The following is a 21661-nucleotide window of genomic DNA, read 5'->3' on the forward strand; positions in this document are numbered from 1 at the left end:
TATGATAGAGTATGAATATTTTGATATTGATGAAAAGTTAGTTGTTGCACAGGAAGATGAAAAAATAATATATAATAAACAAGAATTTTATGATTTTTTGGATAGATGTTTTTTAACAGATAAAATTATTCTTAAGGAAGAAAAAGAAGTAATATTTTTCTACAATATTTTATCTGATGAAGAAAAAAAAATATTTGGTATAAATGAATATTTTGATTGTATTGATATTGCATATAATTATTATGGTTTGATTTCAGACTTAGAAGCTCAAAAAATATCAAAACAAGAAATTTTAGATATTTGCTATGATTGGCAAAAAAACTATATTGAGGCTATATTCTCTATAGATGAAAAAATGAAAAAATCTAAGTCATATTATCCAAGATATTTAAAGTATTATAATAATATTCTTAATAAAAAATATTTGAAAACATTAAAAAAAATTAAGATTGTTAATGTTTTTTCTATTTCTAAGCAGGAAAAAGACTTATTGAATTCTTTGAATATACCAATAACTTTTTGCTTATATAGTAATAAAGCAGATTATGACGAAGAGAATAATATACTGAAAAATATAAGTTATAAAAAATTAAAAAATGTTCGTGCTAAAAGTTTTAAAGATAAAACAAGTTTTTTAATTTATTTTACTCAATATTTGAAAGACATTGAAAAAAATAAGGAAAATGTGAAAATACTAGATATTTCTAAGGATAAGAAACAATATAAACAAATAAATGAACAAATTTTTAATTATAAAAAAAATACAAAATTTAATTCTTCAAAAATTTTTAGTATATTAAGCTTATACTATGAAATTTTAAAAGAACCTAAATTAATTTATCCTATATATAAGGCTGTTCAAAATGAAAATTTTAAGAGTTTTTTTGAAATTAGTGAAGACGAAAAATTAGAAATAAGAAAAGGAATGGAAGTATCACTTAAATATATTAATACTCCCTTAGTTACAAGGCTATTAGAATATAATTTGGAAGATATTTACACAAATTTGATAAAAAAATATAAAGATGAAGCAGCAATTTTTGTTGAAGCATTAAGTGAAGTACAAATTATAAAAGAATTTGAAAATTTTGATATACTAAGAGATGAGAGAGATGAACTTAAATTACTTATAAAATATTTGCAAGATAAACCTTTTACCATTAAAATACCAGAGGCAAAATATGAAATAAGTAATAATTTTTATGATGTAGAAAAAAAACATTTAATTATTTTAAATATACAGGAAGATTTATTAAAAAAAGAGAAAAATTTTATCTTATCTACTATACAAAAGAAAAAACTTGGTTTAAAAATTAATTTGGATTATAAATATATAGAATATTATCCATATATTCGCTCTATTTATGAAGCGGATAAAACTGACTTATTTTATATAAAAAATGTAGAAAATGATATTGATATTTTTTCAATATTTAAGGATTTTATATATAAAATGGAGTTAAAAGTTGAAAATATTGAATATACACCTTTTGAGAAAATAAATTTTTTTGATAAGGCATTTAAACCTAAAAAGGTAAAAGAAAATGGGATATTTTTGACTAAAAGAGATGGTATAAAGCTAGAAAATGAATTTCAAAATATTAATATTAATGGATATAATTTTGCAGAATTTATGCTTTCAGATATAGAACTATATTTTAACCTTATTTTAAAAAGAAATCATTATACTAATTTTAGTACTGATGAAAAATCTATTGGAGCCAATATAATTGGGAATATAGTACATAATATTTTTCAAAGAGCTATAGAACAAAATGAATTTAAAAATTTAGAAAAAATTAAAGATGAGGTTTTAGAAAATTATCGGTCATATATTTTAAAAGACTATTATAAAAGCTATAATATTTTACTTTTTACTGATATTTTAGTAAATATAAAAAGATTTTTTGAAAAACAGAAATATGAATTAATAACATCTGAAGTTGAAATGAACTATAAATATAAAAATTTAAATATTAACTTAAGAGAAGATATTTTTGCTGATAATGAAATTATAGATATAAAAACAGGGGCTAAGAAGTTTAAAATATCTACTATACTGAAATATCAATTAATAGCTTATCGTCTATTTAGTGAATTAAAGGGTATAAAAATAAATAAAACATATTTTTATTATCCTTTTTCAAATGATTATGAAGAAGAAATTGAAAATCTAACAAAAGAAGAGTTAGACAATAGAATAAAAGAATTAATTTCTTGCAGATATATAAATCCTGATACAAATAAAAAAATAAATTATGATTTAAATAATATTTTGAGAGGTTCAGACTATGAATTGTGAAATAATAAGTGCTAGTGCTGGGACTGGTAAAACTTATACAATGGCAATAAAATATTTGAGTGCATTAAATAATGGAGTTAATTTTGAAAATATACTTGTAATAACATTTACCAAAAAAGCTACTTCTGAAATAAAGGAAAGAATAATTGTTTTTTTAGAAAAAATATTAGAAAAAAAAGAGGGATATATTGATATAATTTCTAGTATGAAAGTAGATGTTAATGAAGAAAATTTAAGATTAGCCTATGAAGATATGATAAAAAATTCTGAAAATATTAAGATTTTTACTATTGATAGCTTTATAAATAAAATTTTTATGAAAGCATTAGCACCAAGAAAGAATATATATAATTATGAAATAATAGAAAATAATACAGATAAATATATAAATAAAGTTATCTTAGAACTTTTATCTGATAAAAAATATTTTAAAATTTTTAAAGATTTTTATGATTTAGATTCTTCATCAAAAGAAATTGATAAATATAATAGTATAATTTCAAATATTTTAAATGATAGGGCTAGTGTATATAGATATTTAGATAATTTTGAAAATTTAAAAAAAGAAAAAACAAGAAATTTCAGCGATATAAAAAATGAAATTTGCGAAGCCCTAAAAGATAAAAAAAGTTTAACAAAAATGGGTAGTAGCTTTATTAAAGCAAATAAAATTACAGATCTTGAAGACTTTGCAAAGGTGATTAAATTAGTTAAGAGTAAGGATGAAATTAATGAATATTTTTTATCAATCAAAGAAGAGCTTGCAAATATTTATGTTAATGAAGTGATAATTCCATATAATATTGCATATAAAAAATTAGCTAAAATTTGTTATGAAATAGATGAAAAATTAAAATTTAAGGATAATAAATTTACTTATAGTGATATTAATTTTTATACAAATAAATATGAAATTGATCCTAGTGAAGTATTTCCGAATATTGATATAATAATGATAGATGAATTTCAAGACACAGATAGAATACAATTTAATATAATTTTAAAATTAATAAAAAAATGCAAAAAATTATTTATAGTAGGTGATGATAAGCAAGCAATTTATGGATTTAGAGGGGGAGATGTAAGTTTATTTAGAAATATTGAAAAAATATTAAAAGAAGCAATACCTGATATTTCTATAAAAAAATTAGAACTTAATACTTGTTATAGAAGTAAAAAAAATATTATAAATTATATAAATCAACTTTTTTCAAATTTAAATGATTTTAAATATAATAATGTAAATTGTATAAAAGATGGTGGTTATGTAAAGGCTATTTCTTATGAAAAGGATAATAATTTTGTAATTAATAGTATTGTTGAAAATAATTTAACTAAGAGTACAGCTATATTAGCAAGAAAAAATGATGTATTAGATAAATATAAAAAAGAATTAGAAATTAATAATATAAAATTTGAATCAATACAAAGTTTAAAGTTAGCAAATGATGTTAAAATAAAGGCTTTATTAAAATTAATTGACTATTTGATTAATGAAAATATGTATAGCTTATTAGAATTTTTGCGTTCTGATCTTGCTACATATACTTTAGAACAAATTAGTGCCGTTATTAAAGGTGAAAAAATAGATGAAATTTTAAAATTAAAAAAATGTAAGGGCAATTTTAAGAAAACATATTTAAAATTATTTGGTTATGGTATAAATGCAACAAATGACGATAAGTTAAATATAAATAAATTTCTAGATTTAGTAGATATGTACTACAATTTACAAGATTTTGTTGACTATTTTAATGAAAAAGCAAAAAATATATTAAAAGAAAATGCTAGTATAGAAAATTGCGTTAGTTTATTAACAATACATAAGTCAAAAGGTTTAGAATATGATACTATTTATCTTCCTTTACAAATAAAAAATGAACCTTTTGCAAAATATGTCAAGGTAGAATTGGAAGATGATATAATTTTATTGAAGAAAAAGTCTTATTTATCTTTGAGTAAATTTAAAAAATATATTGATATATTTATGGAAAAAGAAAAATTAGAAAATTTGAATCTTCTATATGTAGCTTTAACTAGAGCAAAAAATAATTTGTTCATTATTTTTGAAAGCGAAAAAATGGATCAAATACTTTCTGAATTTGAAAATGGCGAAATTATTAATAATATTGAAAAAAAAGAAGAGGAAGAAGAGTTAGTTACTGAATTTACTAATGAAGAATACTTTAGTATCTGTGATGAAGAAATAGAAATTGAAAATTTTGATGAAACAAGTTTAGAAAAAGAATTAAGTAGAAAAAAAGGTTTAGCATTACATTATTTTATGGAAAATATTAAAACTGCTGATGATATTGAATATGCCTATTCGATGTTTTTAAGAAAATATGCAAATTTAGTTGGTCCAAAAATTTCAAATAATATCTATAATTCTTGTGTAAAATATATAAAAAATAATCCACAAATTTTTTCATCTAAATTTGTTGTTAAACAAGAATATGAAATTATAGATGAAAAAACACAAAAAAAATATAGAATAGATAGAATGAATATAGATATTGAAGGTAAGAAAATTATTATTTATGACTATAAAACAAAGCATGATGCAAAAACAGATGAAAAATACATAAAGCAAATTGAAAATTATGTAAGAATTGTAAAAGAGTTACCAGAATTTGAAAATTATGAAATTTCATATGAAATATTACCAATTTAAAAAATAAACTTTAGCACCATAAAGGTGCTTTTTTTGTATATGTAAGAATATATTTTTAAAAGACAACATAGACAAAAAACAAATTTAACTATTGACTTTAATAGTTTTTGAGATACACTTTATAGTGTATGACAACGAAGACAAAACGAAAGGGGAGGTTGCAATGAAATTAGAAATGAAAAATTTCATGTTACAAAATGAAACAGCAAAAAAATTATATTTCTCATATGCAAAGGATATGAAAATATATGATTATCATTGCCATTTAACAGCTGAAGATATATTTAAAAATAAGGAATTTGAAAATATAGCAAAACTTTGGTTGGAAGGTGACCATTATAAATGGCGTGCAATGAGAGCAAGTGGTATTGATGAAAAGTATATAACTGGAGATTCAACAGATTATGAAAAATTCTATAATTGGGCAAAAACATTGGATAATTGTATAACAAATCCTTTGTATCATTGGAATGCTTTGGAATTAAAAAAATATTTTGATATAGATGAAATTTTAAGTAGTAAAAATGCAGAAGCTATTTGGAATAAAGTCAATAGTAAAAAATATAGACCACAAGATTTGATAAATATGTCAAATGTTGACACAATTTGTACTACAGACAGTCCATTAGCTGATCTATATTATCATAAAGAATTGAAAAAAACTAATTTTAAAACTAAGGTAGTTCCAGGATTTAGACCAGATGAAGCTTTATCTATAGGTACAGAAAAATTCTATAACTTTATAAAAGAAATAAAAAACATAGTTGGTTTTGAAATTAAATCATATAGTGATTTAATAAAAGCTTTAAGAGAAAGAATAAAATATTTTGATGAAAATGGTGGATATATTTGTGATCATGGTTTAACATATATGCCATTTGAAAAAGCTAGTCTTTCTGAAATAGAAAATATATTTAAAAAAGCACTTAATAAAGAAGAATTAAGTGAAGTAGAAGTAAATAAATATTTAACAAAATTATTAGTTGATTTGGCAAAAGAATATAAGAAATATTCATGGACTATGCAAATACATTTCGGAGCAATAAGAGATACAAATAAGAAGTATTTCAAGGAATTAGGGCATGATGCAGGCTTTGATTCTATCGCAGACGATACAAAAGTTGCTGAAAAATTAAATGGACTTTTGAATATGATGGTTGAAAATGATAGTTTACCAAAAATGATAATATATAATTTGAATCCTGTGTACAATGATTTAGTTGCAACAACAGTAGCTAATTTCCAAATTAATAATGGAAAAATGCAATTTGGTGCTGCATGGTGGTTCAATGATACTAAATGTGGAATGTTAAAACAAATGAAAACACTTTCAAATCAAGGTTTATTATCAAAATTTGTAGGTATGTTAACTGATTCAAGAAGTTTTCTATCATATATAAGACATGATTATTTCAGAAGAATTTTATGTAATTTCATAGGTACTTTAGTTGAAAATAATGAAATTCCAAATGACGAAGAAATGTTAAAAGAATTAATTCAAAATATTTGTTTCAATAATGCAAAAGAATACTTTAAGAAGGAGTCAAAATGAAAATAGGTTTTAGATGGTACGGAACTGAAGATACAATACCAGTTGAATACATTAGACATATTCCTAATGTTAATACAGTTGTTACAGCTGTATATAGTGTTAAGGTTGGTGAAGTGTGGCCTATGGAAGATATATTACATCTTAAAGAAGAAGCTAATAAAGTAGGCTTAGAATTTAAGGTAGTAGAAAGTATTCCAGTTCATGAAGATATTAAGTTAGGTAAGAGAGATTATTTAAGATATATTGAAAATTATAAAGAAAATATAAGAAGATGTGCCAAAGCAGGTGTAAAGGTTATTTGCTATAACTTCATGCCTGTATTCGATTGGACAAGAAGTGAATTAGACCATGTCAGAGAAGATGGTTCAACTTGTTTGGTATTCTATAAGGATCAAATAAAGAAATTAGATCCTACGAAATTAGCATTACCAGGTTGGGATTCATCATATTCAGTTGAAGAAATGGCAAAATTAATAGAAGAATATAAGGAATTAGGTGAAGAAGGACTTTGGAAAAATCTTGAATATTTCTTAAAGGAAATAATACCAGTAGCTATAGAAAATGATGTTTATATGGCTATACATCCTGATGATCCTCCTTATTCTATTTTTGGTATTCCAAGAATAATAACAAATAGAGATAATCTTAGAAGATTCCTTGATATATACAATGATAAACATCATGGTTTGACAATGTGTGCAGGTTCACTTGGTTGTGATCCAAGAAATGATTATATTTCAATGGTAAGAGAATTTGGTCCTGAAGGAAGAATACATTTTGCTCACTTGAGAAATATTAAAATATTAGAAGATGGTAGTTTTGAAGAATCTGGACATCTTAGTAAAGAAGGAAGTTTGGATTTTGCAGATATAGTAAAGGAATATCATAAATTTGGGTATAAAGGATATTTCAGACCTGACCATGGCAGAATGATATGGGGAGAAAAAGGGAAACCAGGCTATGGACTATATGACAGAGCTTTAGGAGTTGCATATATAAATGGTTTATGGGAAATGTGTGAAAAAATATATGGAAAGGTAGATGAATAATGAAAGACAAGGTAGTAGTAATTACAGGTGCAGCAGGTGTAATTTGTTCAATAATAACAAAGTTTTTTGCCAAAAAAGGAGCAAAAGTTGCAATGCTAGATCTTAATTATGAAAAAGGTTTAGAATTAGAAAAAAAATTTACTAATGAAGGTCTAAAGGTTAAAGCATATAAATGCGATGTTTTAGATAAGAAAAATGTTGAAGAAGTTTATGAAAATATAAAAAGGGATTTAGGAGCAGTTGATATTTTAATTAATGGTGCAGGAGGAAATTCACCCCGTGCTACGGCTGATCAAGAAATATATGATATAAAGGCAAAAGGAACAAGCTTTTTTGATATAGATCCAAAAGGTATAGAATTTGTATTTGATTTAAATATTTTAGGTACAATAATACCTACACAAGTAATAGCGAAAGATATGAAAAAAGGTTGTAGCATAGTTAATATTTCAAGTATGAATGCATATACACCATTAACAAAAATCGTAGCTTATTCAGGAGCAAAAGCAAGTGTTAATAATTTTACACAATGGTTAGCAGTACACTTGGCAAAAATTGGTGTAAGATGTAATGCAATAGCACCAGGTTTTTTAGTAACTAATCAAAATAAGGCTTTATTATTTAATGAAGATGGTAGTCCAACAGCAAGAACAGGTAAAATATTAAGAAATACACCTATGGACAGATTTGGTGAACCTGAAGAAATGCTAGGAGCTATAGAATTTTTAGTTGATAATGAAAAAGCAAGTTTTGTAACAGGTATAATAATACCTATTGATGGTGGATTTAGTGCATATTCGGGGGTTTAATGTTGTGAAAGTAAATAGAAAATTTGGTTTAATAGATAAATTAGCATATATGTCAGGGGATCTTGCAAATGATTTGTCATTTATGTTTGTAATGATGTACCTTATGGTATTTTATACAAAGGTACTTGGGGTATCAGGTGCAGTTGTAGGTATATTATTCTTGATTGCAAGAGTAGTTGATGCATTTACAGATATAGGTATGGGAAGAATAGTTGATGTTATTTCTCCTAAAAAAGAAGGTAAATTTAGATTTTGGATTAAATATGTAGCACCTTTTGTATGTCTTGCAGCATTTTTACTTTTTGTGTATGTTGTAAAAGACTTTTCAATGCCAGTAAAAATTGCATACATATTTGTAACTTATATACTATGGGGAAGTATTTGCTATACAGCAATTAATATTCCATATGGTTCAATGGCTTCTGTTATTTCAACTGATACAGTTGATAGAGCATCATTGTCAATATATAGAACAGTAGGGTCTCAAATTGCAACATTATTAATTGCATATGCAGTTCCTAAAGTTATATTTGTTGAAAAAATTATTAATGGTAAGGCAGAAAATATTATTTCACCTCAAAAATTCACAATGATAGCTGCAGTATTTGCAATTTTAGCCTTCATATTTTATATGCTTTGCTATAAATTCTCTATAGAAAGAGTTGAAATTTCAGTTTCTGAAGCTAAAAATAGTGAAAAGAAGAGTATAATAACTGAAATAAAGAAAATAGCTAGGGGCTTAAAAATTAATAAATCATTACAAGTGTTTTTAATTTTCTCAATTATTTATCTATTAACTACTATGTTGGGAAATGCATTATCTGCTTATTTATACATTGACTATTTCAAGAGTAAAGAAGTTTTAGCATACTCTGGAATGGTAGGTGCAATATTAACATTTATAATATCTCCAATTGCAGGTATAATAGTTCAAAAAATAGGTAAAAAGAATTCAGGAGCTATAGGTTTATTAATTTCAGGGATAATATATTTAATACTATATGTAGTTAAATTAACCAATGTTTGGACATTCTTTATATGCTTTGTTCTTTGCACAATTGGAATTTCATACTTTAATATTATTGTTTGGGCATTTATAACTGATATAATTGATGACCAAGAAGTTAGAACAGGTTGTAGAGAAGATGGGACAGTATATGCAGTTTATTCATTCTCAAGAAAATTAGGACATGCTCTAGCAGGTGGTATGACAGGATTTGCATTAAGTTATATAGGATATAATTCAGGTGCAATATTACAAACTGCTTCTGTTGAAAGAGGTATATATTCTGTATTTACTTTAGTAGGTGGTTTAGGTTGTGTAATATGTGGATTAATCTTATTCTTTATATACCCATTAGGTGTTAAACAAGTCAAAGAAAATACAAGAATATTGGAAAGTCGTAGAGAGGAAAAAAGTGCAAAATAGAAAAATTGTTTGCATAGATTCAGATGGTTGTGCTATGGATACTATGGATTATAAGCACAAACATTGTTTTGGTCCTATTGCAGCAGAAGTATGGAAAGTAGAAGAAAAAGAAAAGTTTTTTAAATTATGGAGCAAAATAAATCTTTATTCAAAGACAAGAGGCGTGAATAGGTTTAAAGGCTTATGCTTAGTTTTTGAAGAAATGAATATGAGATTGACTGAAGTTGAAAAATGGCTTTCTAATACAAAAGAATTATCAAATAATTCTTTAAAAAAAGAACTAGAGAAAAATAAAAATAAAGAGTTAGAAAGAGCTCTTATCTGGAGTGAGAGTGTAAATGCTAGGATAGAAACTCTAAAAGATGAAGTGAAACCTTTTTTTAATGTAGGTGAAGTAATAAAAAAAATAAAAAAATATTGTGACATTGCAATAGTATCTTCTGCAAATAAAAATGCAATAGAATACGAATGGACTAAATTTGACTTATTGAAATATGTGGATATAGTTATGGGACAAGAAAAAGGTACAAAACAAAAGTGTCTTTCTAGTCTAATTAAGCAAGGTTATAAAGCAAAAAATATAATAATGTTAGGTGATTCACCCTGTGATATTGAGGTAGCAAAAAATAATGATTGTAAATTTTATCCTATAATTGTAGGTCAAGAAGAAGAAAGTTGGAAAATTTTTGGTGAAAAAATTCTTTATATATTTCTAAATGATAGATATGATGATAAAGAATATATAAAAAGGTATGAAAGAATAATAGAAGATTTGAATAACAAAAATTGACAAAAATAAATAAATATTGTAGAATATAAAAAAGGAAATGAAGTTCTTCCTTGATAAATATATCAAAACTGCAAAATGCTGATGACTTCTATACTATTTTTAGTATAGAAGTTTTTTTTTGGAAATGGAGGTAATATGTTACAAAGTATAGCATTAATTTTGCTTGTAGGTTTAATTGCGGGGAGCATATTGAAAAAAATTAAAATGCCAAGTTTAGTTGGTTGGATTATAGCGGGTATTATTATCAGTCCTTTTATGGATAAAAAATTAATAAGTATCTCAGGTGATTTAAGACAAATTGCATTAATTATCATTTTAACTAGGGCAGGATTAGCACTTAATTTAGATAATTTAAAAAAAGTTGGGAAAAGTGCAATTTTAATGAGTTTTGTTCCAGCAAGTATTGAGCTTTTAGCATGTACAATATTTGCACCATATTTTCTAGGGCTTAGTGTCTTAGATTCAGCTCTTCTTGGTTCAGTGTTAGCTGCTGTTTCACCAGCTGTAGTTGCACCAAGAATGATAGATTTAATTGAAAAAAATATAGGTACAAAAAAGGGTATACCTGAAATGATCCTAGCTGGTTCTTCTGTAGATGATGTTTATGTAATAGTTTTCTTTTCTACATTTTTATCTTTAGAAATTTCAAAAAAAATGAATATTTTATCATTCGTTTTAATACCAGTAAATATTATAGTAGGAATAGTTGTCGGTTTAGTGCTAGCCTATCTTTTGTTAAAACTTATGAAATATATTAAATTATCTAAAGAAGCAAAATTAATACTTTTGCTTTCGCTAAGTTTTTTAATTTTAATTTTACCTAAATTCTTCCCTATAGCTCCACTATTATCTATTATGACATTGGGAGTATATATTAATAAAAAGGATAGTGTTTTATGTGAACAAATGAAAAAAAATTATGAAAATTTGTGGAAGATATTTGAAATAATACTTTTTGTATTGGTAGGTGTAAGCTTGCATGTTAATTTAACTAATATTAATTTATTTAAAGTTATTTTATTGATTTTTGTAATTCAAATTTTCCGTGCATTGGGAGTTATGCTAAGTCTTAGTGGAACAAAATTGAATATTAAAGAAAAAATCTTTTGTGTTTTCTCTTACATACCTAAGGCAACAGTTCAAGCGGCTATAGGCTCTATACCTTTAATGTCAGGACTTGACTGTGGAGTTATTATACTTTTTGTATCAGTTGTTGCAATACTTACAACAGCACCTATAGGAGCATATTTAATAGATAAAAGTAAAAAATTATTACTTTGATTATGTATGTTTTTTCACAATATACTGTGTCAATTTTAATTGACTTGCAATATATTTTGTGATATAGTTAAAATATCAATTTAAAGAAGGAGAATAAAGATGTCTACATATTATGAAAATTCAGTTTCGCCATTAGAACATGCTTTAAATCTTGGTACTAAACCTATGCGATCTGTAAATTGGAATAAAATAGATGATGAAAAAGATTTAGAAGTTTGGAATAGAATAACACAAAATTTTTGGTTGCCAGAAAAAATACCTGTTTCAAATGATCTTCAATCTTGGAATAGTTTAGATGAAAATTGGCAAAGATTAATAACAAGAACATTTACGGGGTTGACTTTGTTAGATACAATACAGGCAACTATAGGGGATGTCGCACAAATTAAGAATTCATTAACTGATCATGAACAGGTTATATATACAAATTTTGCTTTTATGGTTGCAGTACATGCTAGATCTTATGGTACAATATTTTCTACACTTTGTACAAGTGAACAAATAGAAGAAGCACATGAATGGGTAATTTCAACAAAAAGTTTACAAAAAAGAGCAGAAATATTAATACCATATTATACAGGGGAAGATCCATTAAAATCTAAGGTTGCTGCAGCACTTATGCCTGGTTTTTTACTTTATGGAGGTTTTTATTTACCATTTTATCTATCTTCAAGAGCGAAATTACCTAATACATCAGATATAATAAGATTAATATTAAGAGATAAGGTAATACATAATTATTATAGTGGATATAAGTATCAACAAAAAGTAAAAAAATTATCTGTAGAAAAGCAAAAAGAAATGAAGGCTTTTGTTTTTGATTTGCTATATAAATTAATTGATTTAGAAAAAGACTATTTAAAAGAACTTTATGATGGCTTTGATTTGGCAGATGATGCTATTAAATTCAGTGTATATAATGCAGGTAAATTTTTACAAAATTTAGGTTATGATTCACCTTTTACTGAAGAAGAAACAAAAATTAAACCAGAAGTTTTTGCTCAATTATCAGCAAGAGCAGATGAAAATCATGACTTTTTCTCAGGTAATGGTTCTTCATATATAATGGGAGTAACTGAAGAAACTGAAGATGAAGATTGGGAGTTTTAAAAATGAAAGTAGTATTTTTTTCATCTATTTCAAATAATACAAAGAGATTTATAGATAAGTTAGAAATTTCAGCTTTGAGAATACCTATAAAATTAAAAGAAAGTATAAGTGTAAGTGAAGAGTATATTTTAATAACACCAACATATGGTGGAGGAAATGGAGATTATAAAGGGGCTGTTCCTAAACAAGTAATACATTTTTTAAATGATGAAAATAATAGAAAATTATGTAGAGGAGTTATTTCATCAGGAAATACAAATTTTGGAGATACCTATTGTATTGCAGGTCCTATTATATCAAAAAAATTAAATGTTCCTTTGCTATATCAATTTGAATTATTAGGTACACAAAAAGATGTAGAAGAAGTAAAAAAAATATTAAAAAATTTTGAAAGGGAAAATTAATGAAAGATATTTCACAAGAATATATATCGCTAAATGCAGTAACTAAAATACAAAATCAAGACAAAACACATAATTTTTTTGCAGACGAACAGGCAGTCAAACTATATTTTAAAGAACATGTAGAACCAAATTCAAAATCTTTTGAAAATATTGAAGCAAAATTAGAATATTTGTTGACTGAAGGATATTATGATAAAGATTTAATTGAAAAATATAATTATTCTGATATAGTATCACTTTTTAAAAAAGCATATCAATATGGTCATAAATTTTTAAATTTTATGGGAGCTTTTAAATTCTATAATGCCTATTGTTTAAAAAGTTTTGATGGTAATTTTTATTTAGAAAATTATGAAGATAGAGTAGTGATGAATGCATTGTTACTTGCAAATGGAAATATTGAAAAAGCATATGATATTTTAGATAGTATGATGAAGGGAATTTTTCAACCTGCTACACCAACATTTTTAAATGCTGGAAAAGCAAAAAGAGGAGAATATGTTTCTTGTTATTTACTAAGAGTAGAAGATAATATGGAGTCAATATCAAGAGCTATATCTACAAGTTTACAATTATCTAAGCGTGGGGGTGGAGTTGCTCTATGCTTAACAAATTTAAGAGAATTTGGAGCACCTATAAAAAATATTCAAAATCAATGTACAGGAATAGTTCCAGTAATGAAATTGCTAGAAGATAGTTTTTCATATGCAAATCAACTGGGTCAAAGACAAGGAGCAGGTGCTGTATATCTTAATGTACACCATCCTGAAGTTTTAACTTTTTTAGATACTAAAAGAGAAAATGCTGATGAAAAAGTAAGAATTAAATCATTAGCATTAGGTTTAGTTATACCAGATATAACTTTTGAATTAGCAAAGAAAAATGAACAAATGGCTTTATTTTCACCCTATGATATACAAAAAAAATATGGTAAAACCATGTCAGATATTAGTATAACTGAAGAATACTATAAGCTTGTAGCAGATCCAGACATTAAAAAAACATATATTAGTGCTAGAAAGTTATTTCAAACTATAGCAGAACTTCATTTTGAATCAGGATATCCATACATACTTTATGATGATACAGTTAATAGAAGAAATCCTCAAAAGAAAAAAGGAAGAATAGTAATGTCTAATCTTTGTTCAGAAATAGCTCAAGTTAATACAGAAAGTACCTTTAGTCAAGATTTAAGTTTTGAAAAAATAGGTGAAGATGTTTGTTGTAATTTAGGCTCAATAAATATTGCAAAATTTATGGAAAATGGAAAAGATATAGAAAAAATTGTTCAAACTTGTGTTGAAAGCTTGGATAGTGTTTCTAGAATAACAGATATAGATTGTGCACCTTCAATAAAAAAAGGAAATGAAGAAAATCATGCTATAGGTTTGGGAGCGATGAATTTACATGGTTTCTTAGCAACTAATAAAATTTATTATGCATCTGATGAAGCTGTAGAATTTACAGATATATTCTTCTATACATTAGCATATTATGCCTTTTTAGCATCAAATAAATTAGCAAAAAAATATGGAAGTTTTTATGGATTTGAAGATAGTGAATACTATAATGGAAAATATTTTGAAAAATATACTAAAGAAGATATAAATATAAAAAATGAAAAAATAGCTAAACTTTTTGAGAAATATTCAGTTAAAATACCTACAAAAAATGATTGGAAAAAATTAAGTGAAAATATACATAAAAATGGATTGGCAAATGCACATCTTTTAGCAGTAGCACCAACAGGTTCTATTAGTTATGTGTCTTCTTGTACACCAAGTTTGCAACCTATTGTTGCACCAATTGAAGTAAGAAAAGAAGGGAAATTAGGAAGGGTATATGTTCCAGCATATAAAATAAATGATGAAAATTATAAATATTATGAAGATGGTGCATATGAAATTGATAATAATTGGATAATAGATATTGCAGCAGCAGCTGCAAAGCATGTAGATCAAGCTATTTCATTGACTTTATTTATGACAGATAAGGCAACAACTAGGGATTTGAATAAGGCGTATATACGAGCATTTACAAAAAAATGTCCATCAATATATTATGTTAGAATTAGACAAGATGTTCTAGAAGGAAGTGAGAATTATACTTGTGAATCTTGTGTAATATAAAGGCATAATTTTAAAAAAGTATATTCCAATTAAATTAAATAATATATGTAAAATAATGCAAAGATATATATTTTCTTTTTTTGCAACATAACCTAAATATAGGGCAAAAAAGAAGGTATATATTTTTTGTATATTATTAAAATGAAGTATAGAAAAAATTAGGGCTTGTATTAAATTTGAATATTTTGTTTTTTGTTCTAAAAAAGTCAAAAGATAAGCTCTAAAAAATAATTCTTCAAATATTGGGAAAATAAAAATAACCAAAAAAATAGGCATATTATTTATTAAATTGTTAGAATTTGAAAAGAAATATGTAAGTGCAATAGAAGCTAAACTAAATATGCATGTTATAAAAAAGTGTATTAACATATAACCTCCAAAATAGGAGTTGCATAATTGCAACCCCTTAAATTAAACCTAAATATTCATCATATGAAGAAAGTGAAACATGTACTTCATCATTTTTTAAATCAATTATTTTATTTGCAACAGTTTCGTTAAATTCATGATCTTTAGTTGTAAATAAAAGTGTTCCCTTAAAGTTAATTAAACCTTTATTAAGTGATGTTATGGATTCAAGATCAAGATGATCAGTAGGATTGTCCATAATTAAAACATTAGCAGAAGACAACATCATTTTTGCTAACATACATCTTACTTTTTCACCACCTGATAAAACTTTTGCTTCTTTTTTTGCTTCTTCTCCTGAAAAGAGCATTCTACCTAAATATCCTCTTATATATTCTTCATGTTCATCATTTGAGTATTGTCTTAACCAATCAATTAATGATAAATTAACATTATCAAAATATGAACTATTATCTTTTGGAAAATATGCTTGACTTGTTGTTACACCCCATTCATAACTTCCTTCATCAGCTTCTAATTCACCAGATAATATTTTAAATAAAGTTGTAATTGCTAAATCATTATCAGATAAGAAAACGACCTTTTCTCCTGTTTCTACTCTGAAACTAACATTATTAAGAATTTTTTCTCCATTAATTGTTTTTGAAATATTTGAAACTGTTAGCATATTATTACCAGCTTCTCTTTCAGGTTTGAAATCAATATATGGATATTTTCTATTTGAAACTTGTATATCTTCTAATTGTAATTTTTCTAATTCTTTTTTTCTACTTGTTGCTTGTTTTGATTTAGAAGCATTTGCAGAGAATCTTGAAATAAAATCTTGTAATTCTTTTCTTTTTTGTTCAAGCCTTTTATTTTGGTTTCTAAGTAATTCTTGAATTAATTGGCTAGATTCATACCAAAAGTTGTAATTACCTACATAAATTTTTAATTTTCCATAATCTATATCAACAATATGAGTGCAAACTTTATTTAGAAAATGTCTATCATGCGATACAACAAGAACAGTTGTATCTTCAAGATTAATCAAAAATTCTTCCAACCAAGTACTAGCTTTAATATCTAAACCATTTGTAGGTTCGTCTAATAAAAGAATATCAGGATTACCAAATAAAGCTTGAGCTAATAGAACCTTAACCTTATCTGCTTCGACTAAAGTACTCATTGTTTTTTCGTGTAAAGAACTATCTATTCCTAAACCCAATAATATTTTTTGTGCATTTGTTTCAGCATCCCAACCATCTAATTCTGCAAATTCTCCTTCAAGTTCAGCAGCTAAAATACCATCTTCTTCACTAAAATCACTTTTAGAGTATAATTCATTTCTTTTTAAAATTATATCATAAAGTTGTTTATGACCCATTAAAACGACATCAATTAATTTATTTTCTTCATATTCAAAGTGATTTTGTTTTAAAAATGATAATCTTTTACCTTTTGGTATTATAATTTCACCAGCTGTAGAATCAATTTCACCACTTAATAATTTTAAAAATGTTGATTTACCAGCTCCATTAGCACCAATTATTCCATAGCAATTATTTGGCACAAATTTTTCACTTACATCTTCAAAAAGCTTTTTACCTCCATAAATCATAGATAAATTGCTTGTTTGTATCATATTAATCCTCCTTTATATTACATAGACAATATATAAATAATACATTAATAAGTTAAAAAATACAATACATTTTTCTATTTATGTAGTTTCCAATCTGATAATTAGACCCCCTCATTTATTTTTTTCTTATTTTTTAGATATAATATCTTTAGAATTGGGTATATGGTAATAGTACCTATAAACCCTTAAGGATAGCTTTTTTAATAGTGTTAAGCTATAATGTTCTATAACATTTCATTAGGGGTTTTTCCTTATAGTTTATCTGAAGACTTTGCAAGAGTAATGAAAGTGGATAGGAATAGAGCGACAGTGTTATTACAGACAGAAACTGCAAGAGTAAGAAGTATGGCAGAAATTGAAAGCTATAAGCAGATGGAAGTTAGCAAGTACCAGATAATAGCTACATTAGATGATAGAACTTCCGATATATGTCAAAGTATGGATATGAAGATATTTGATACCAAGGATTATGAAGTTGGAGTTACTGCTCCACCTTTTCACCCTAATTGCAGAAGTACCAAAGTACCATATTATGAAGATAATACTGTTACAAAAGATGGAAGAATAGCAAGAGATGAAAATGGCAAACAGTATACAGTGGGTAATTTAAGCTATTCTGAATGGGCAGAAAAGTATGTAAAAAATCCAGAACAATTAAAAGGTTACGGACAGTATGCAAGATATAAGAAAGTTTTAGGAGACAAAGCACCTAATTCGTTTGATAAATTTGTGGATATGAAGTATAATAATAATAATAATAATAAGAAATATGCAGATTTAAAAACAAGATATTATATAAAAACAAAAGCTAAATTAACTGTTAATCAAGGTAAACAAGGAAAGCATATATTAGGTCATAATAACTATCAAGGTGGTTCTTATGTATTTGATACAATCGATATACAAAAATTAGTTAATAAATATGCTGGTAATGGAGATTTAAAAATTTCAAAGAATAAATGGAATAATATTGAGTTTATAGAATATAATGAAAATATAGGAATATTTGTGAATATAGATAAAACAGAACGATATGAAACTAAAAGATTCTCGATACATTATTCTAAAACTGGAGTTCATATAGTACCTAGAAAGGGAAATTAAAATGATTTCAAGAGAAGAAATGATTAAGGCAGATGGAAAGTATGTTAATATAGACTATAAAAATGGTGAAAAATTAAAAAATGTTTATGTTATAGAGTATTTAGATGCCGAATCAGAAGAAGAAGAAAATAGTTTAGAATTAGATGAAATATTAGTATTACAATCAGAAATAGAAAAAATAGAGATATTAGATTAGAGCAACTGTAAAAGGTTGCTTTTTTTTAGCTAATTAAGGAGGGATAAATGATATTAGATAAAGACTTAATAAGGCAAATACTACTGTATGTTGAAGAGAATGGAAACGACAAAATGCCAGTATACAATATCGAAATAGATGGATATACAGATGAAGAAATTAGATATCATTTTAAACGATTATTAGAAGCAGATATCATTAATGGAGAAGTTGTTGAACTTCAAGGCAACAAGATTAGGTTTAATTGTTTAACTTGGTATGGTCATGAATATTTAGATGGCATAAGAGATAAAGGATTGTGGAAAAAAATCAAAAAAGATATAGAGGTTTATGGTGTTAAAAGTGTTACTTTAGATATTATAAAAGCTTACGCAGAAAAAATAATTAAAGAAAAATTGGGAATATAAAAAAATATTGTCTTTGCAAGCTAGACAATAAAGAAGCCTTTTTTTAGTACATAAATAGCTGGAATAATATAAGGTAAAACACCTTATAGCTTATCTGAAGACTTTGTAAGAGTAATATGTATAGCAGAAATTGTATAAAGTTGGAGTTACTGTTCCACCTTTTCATCCTAACTGTAGAAGTACCATACAGAAGATGGAAGAATAGCAAGAGGTGAAAGCAACAAGAATGTTTATGTGTCTAGTGATATGAGCTATAGGGAGTATAAGGCAAAATATATAACTAATGATATTTAAAAGTTGGATAATAAGGGGTATAATAAAAGTAAGCAAGTAGCGGTTGAGTATAGGTTGGCTGATGAAAAATTAGCTGATGAATTACAAGTGAAAAGTGATGATTGGTTTAAAACTTTAACACGAGATGAAAAAGAGTCGATAAAAGATTATACGGATACTTATTATGCTAGAATAAATAAATATTTAAGAGGAGAAGATATAAGCGAATACTTTGATGATTATTATACAAAAAAATATTTGGAAAAAACTATAGAGAATCTTGATAGTGCATTAAGTAAATTAAAATTAAATGAAAATATAACTTTTTATAGGGGAGTAAGTAGAGAAGAGTTAGAATATTTAAAAACATTTGATACCTTGAAAGCATATACTTCATTGACAACGGATAAAGATAATGTTGCAAAAGATTTTGCTGAATATAACGGTGGTAATAATGGAACAGTAGTTAAATTTAACATTCCTAGAGGATTTAGGGGTGGATATATTGGTACAAATAGCTATTATTCAGATGAAAAAGAATTTCTATTATTGAGAAATTCAAAATATTCTATAAAATTTTTAAATGAAAGTTGGGAGGTAACTGTAAATGATTAAAAATACACCTATGGAAAAAGTATTTATAAAATGGGGTAGAAAGTTACAAAATAAAGAATTTTATTTAAATAAAGTCCCTAAAAAAATAGATAAAGATAGATGGACAGACTTAGTAAATAAAATATTTAGAAATGTTAAGTATAAGAATGACCATAAATTAGCTTATAGTGAAAGATTGACAATTTGTAGATTATATTCAATTTTTCATCAAGAACCATTTGGAATAAACTACGAACCAGAAACATTGGAAGGATTAGAAAAACAATATTTAAAGAAGCAAGCTGAAAGAAAAGGGAAGTAGAAAAAGCTAATAGAAAGTTATATTATATGGGGGTATATTATGAAAAGCAATTTAACTATTTTTGATGTAGCTGAAATGAATTAGGAAATGCGATGAAAATTTGGTTGAAAAGAAAGGGGATAATTCAATGAAAACAATATCTTATTTTATGGAAAATGAAGAATGGTATTATTATAACGAAAAAGAAAGCAAATATAAATTAACTAATAATGCACCTAAAAAAGCTATTAAGAGCTATGAAGAATTTTATGAAGACAATATAAAATTTGACAATGGAGAATGGAAAACGTATCATTGCTAGCGAAATAAATTTAAATGCAGTTGTTAAATTGGCATTAAATGAAGAAAATAAAGAATTTGAAAATTCTATTATAACAGTATTTGCGTTATCAGACAGAAGAGTTAGCAATAAAATAAAAAAATTAATACGAATAAAATGAAACTTGACATTAGCAAAATGAAAAGGTATCAATTATATTGATGTAAGGATAGAGAGATTGTGTTGCTATCACCCTTGCGAAAGCATGAATGGAGATGTGGGTACAGACACAGCCACTGCATCAGATAAATTGTAATTTTAAGCACCCTTAGGGGTGTTTTTTATATAAAATTGTCTTTGTGTTAGACATCAAAGAAGCTTTTTTTATTACATAAATAGCTGGAATAATATCTGGTAAGACACCTTATAGCTTATCAGAAGACTTTGCAAGGGTAATGAATGTAGACAAGAGCAGAGCAAGAGTGCTATTACAGACTGAAAGTGCAAGAGTAAGAAGTATGGCAGAGATTGAAAGTTATAAGCAGATGGAAGTTAGCAAGTATCAGATAATAGCTACATTAGATGATAGAACTTCTGACATATGCCAAAGTATGGATATGAAGGTATTTGATGTCAAAGATTATGAAGTTGGAGTTACTGCTCCACCTTTCCACCCAAATTGCAGAAGTACCAAAGTGCCATATTATGAAGATAACCTTGTTACAGAAGACGGAAGAATAGCAAGAGATGAAAATGGCAAACAGTATACAGTGGGTAATTTAAGCTATTCTGAATGGGCAGAAAAGTATGTAAAAAATCCAGAACAATTAAAAGGTTACGGACAGTATGCAAGATATAAGAAAGTTTTAGGTGATAAAGCACCTAATTCATTTGATAAATTTGTAGATATGAAGTATAATGATAGTAAGAAATACAATAGTTTAAAGGTATTGTATAAAGATACGAAAGAATACAATTATACTG

21 protein-coding genes and 1 riboswitch are annotated in these 21661 nt (G+C 25.8%); of the genes, 19 read left to right on the top strand and 2 right to left on the bottom strand.

Features of this window, described 5'->3' with window-relative positions:
• Position 1: 1 nt before the first annotated feature.
• The 11 genes from AWT65_RS04840 (at position 2) to nrdE (ending at position 15529) form a co-directional block, all read left to right on the top strand.
• Positions 2–2302, top strand: a complete 2301-nt coding sequence (locus AWT65_RS04840; protein ID WP_066729917.1) for a ligand-binding sensor domain-containing protein — start codon at positions 2–4, stop codon at positions 2300–2302.
• Entirely contained in the window at positions 2292–4976 is a 2685-nt protein-coding gene (locus tag AWT65_RS04845; RefSeq protein WP_066729918.1) for a UvrD-helicase domain-containing protein, read from the top strand. Before AWT65_RS04840 ends, AWT65_RS04845 begins: the two co-directional genes overlap by 11 nt.
• Positions 4977–5139: 163 nt before the next feature.
• Positions 5140–6528 carry a glucuronate isomerase gene (gene uxaC / locus AWT65_RS04850; protein WP_066729919.1) on the top strand — a complete coding sequence of 463 codons (1389 nt, stop codon included), beginning with the start codon at positions 5140–5142 and terminating at the stop codon, positions 6526–6528.
• A complete protein-coding gene (gene uxuA / locus AWT65_RS04855) occupies positions 6525–7577 on the top strand; it encodes a mannonate dehydratase (protein WP_066729920.1) in 1053 nt (350 codons plus the stop codon). The genes uxaC and uxuA overlap by 4 nt, the downstream gene beginning before the upstream one ends.
• Complete coding sequence (locus AWT65_RS04860) at positions 7577–8386, top strand: SDR family oxidoreductase (protein WP_066729921.1); 810 nt, start codon at positions 7577–7579, stop codon at positions 8384–8386. The genes uxuA and AWT65_RS04860 overlap by 1 nt, the downstream gene beginning before the upstream one ends.
• 4 nt (positions 8387–8390) lie before the next feature.
• Positions 8391–9815 carry an MFS transporter gene (locus AWT65_RS04865; protein WP_198142954.1) on the top strand — a complete coding sequence of 475 codons (1425 nt, stop codon included), beginning with the start codon at positions 8391–8393 and terminating at the stop codon, positions 9813–9815.
• Complete coding sequence (locus AWT65_RS04870; RefSeq protein ID WP_066729923.1) at positions 9805–10605, top strand: HAD family hydrolase; 801 nt, start codon at positions 9805–9807, stop codon at positions 10603–10605. The genes AWT65_RS04865 and AWT65_RS04870 overlap by 11 nt, the downstream gene beginning before the upstream one ends.
• Before the next feature lie 24 nt (positions 10606–10629).
• A riboswitch (Fluoride riboswitch) is annotated at positions 10630–10703 on the top strand.
• Positions 10704–10740: 37 nt separating this feature from the next.
• Positions 10741–11886 (top strand): cation:proton antiporter domain-containing protein, encoded by a 1146-nt coding sequence (locus AWT65_RS04875; RefSeq protein WP_066729924.1) that lies wholly within the window; start codon positions 10741–10743, stop codon positions 11884–11886.
• A 99-nt stretch (positions 11887–11985) separates the two neighbouring features.
• Positions 11986–12996, top strand: a complete 1011-nt coding sequence (gene nrdF, locus AWT65_RS04880) for a class 1b ribonucleoside-diphosphate reductase subunit beta (protein WP_066729925.1) — start codon at positions 11986–11988, stop codon at positions 12994–12996.
• A gap of 2 nt (positions 12997–12998) precedes the next feature.
• Positions 12999–13400, top strand: a complete 402-nt coding sequence (nrdI, locus tag AWT65_RS04885) for a class Ib ribonucleoside-diphosphate reductase assembly flavoprotein NrdI (RefSeq protein WP_066729926.1) — start codon at positions 12999–13001, stop codon at positions 13398–13400.
• Positions 13400–15529 carry a class 1b ribonucleoside-diphosphate reductase subunit alpha gene (gene nrdE / locus AWT65_RS04890; protein WP_066729927.1) on the top strand — a complete coding sequence of 710 codons (2130 nt, stop codon included), beginning with the start codon at positions 13400–13402 and terminating at the stop codon, positions 15527–15529. Before nrdI ends, nrdE begins: the two co-directional genes overlap by 1 nt.
• Here the strand turns inward: nrdE and AWT65_RS06885 are convergent.
• A complete protein-coding gene (locus AWT65_RS06885; protein ID WP_066729928.1) occupies positions 15485–15898 on the bottom strand; it encodes a CPBP family intramembrane glutamic endopeptidase in 414 nt (137 codons plus the stop codon). The genes nrdE and AWT65_RS06885 overlap by 45 nt on opposite strands.
• A gap of 37 nt (positions 15899–15935) precedes the next feature.
• Entirely contained in the window at positions 15936–17522 is a 1587-nt protein-coding gene (locus AWT65_RS04900; protein WP_066729929.1) for an ABC-F family ATP-binding cassette domain-containing protein, read from the bottom strand.
• A gap of 219 nt (positions 17523–17741) precedes the next feature.
• Between AWT65_RS04900 and AWT65_RS04905 the strand changes: the two genes are divergently transcribed.
• From AWT65_RS04905 to AWT65_RS04930, 8 genes are all read left to right on the top strand, one after another.
• Entirely contained in the window at positions 17742–18626 is an 885-nt protein-coding gene (locus tag AWT65_RS04905; protein ID WP_066729930.1) for a polymorphic toxin type 50 domain-containing protein, read from the top strand.
• Between the two features lies 1 nt (position 18627).
• Positions 18628–18822, top strand: coding sequence for a hypothetical protein (locus AWT65_RS04910; protein WP_066729931.1), 195 nt, complete (start codon positions 18628–18630; stop codon positions 18820–18822).
• Positions 18823–18869: 47 nt separating this feature from the next.
• On the top strand, positions 18870–19229 hold the full coding sequence (locus AWT65_RS04915; protein WP_066729932.1) for a DUF2513 domain-containing protein: 360 nt from the start codon (positions 18870–18872) through the stop codon (positions 19227–19229).
• Positions 19230–19526: 297 nt separating this feature from the next.
• Positions 19527–20117, top strand: a complete 591-nt coding sequence (locus tag AWT65_RS04920; RefSeq protein ID WP_083497834.1) for an ADP-ribosyltransferase — start codon at positions 19527–19529, stop codon at positions 20115–20117.
• On the top strand, positions 20110–20418 hold the full coding sequence (locus AWT65_RS04925) for a hypothetical protein (RefSeq protein WP_066729934.1): 309 nt from the start codon (positions 20110–20112) through the stop codon (positions 20416–20418). Before AWT65_RS04920 ends, AWT65_RS04925 begins: the two co-directional genes overlap by 8 nt.
• Positions 20419–20545: 127 nt before the next feature.
• A complete protein-coding gene (locus AWT65_RS06515) occupies positions 20546–20719 on the top strand; it encodes a hypothetical protein (RefSeq protein WP_157055061.1) in 174 nt (57 codons plus the stop codon).
• Complete coding sequence (locus tag AWT65_RS06520) at positions 20691–20858, top strand: hypothetical protein (protein ID WP_157055063.1); 168 nt, start codon at positions 20691–20693, stop codon at positions 20856–20858. Before AWT65_RS06515 ends, AWT65_RS06520 begins: the two co-directional genes overlap by 29 nt.
• Before the next feature lie 274 nt (positions 20859–21132).
• A partial coding sequence (locus AWT65_RS04930) for a minor capsid protein (protein ID WP_232292791.1) occupies positions 21133–21661 on the top strand: 529 nt, incomplete at its 3' end.

The organism is Sneathia sanguinegens (assembly GCF_001517935.1).
GTDB classification, from domain to species: domain Bacteria; phylum Fusobacteriota; class Fusobacteriia; order Fusobacteriales; family Leptotrichiaceae; genus Sneathia; species Sneathia sanguinegens.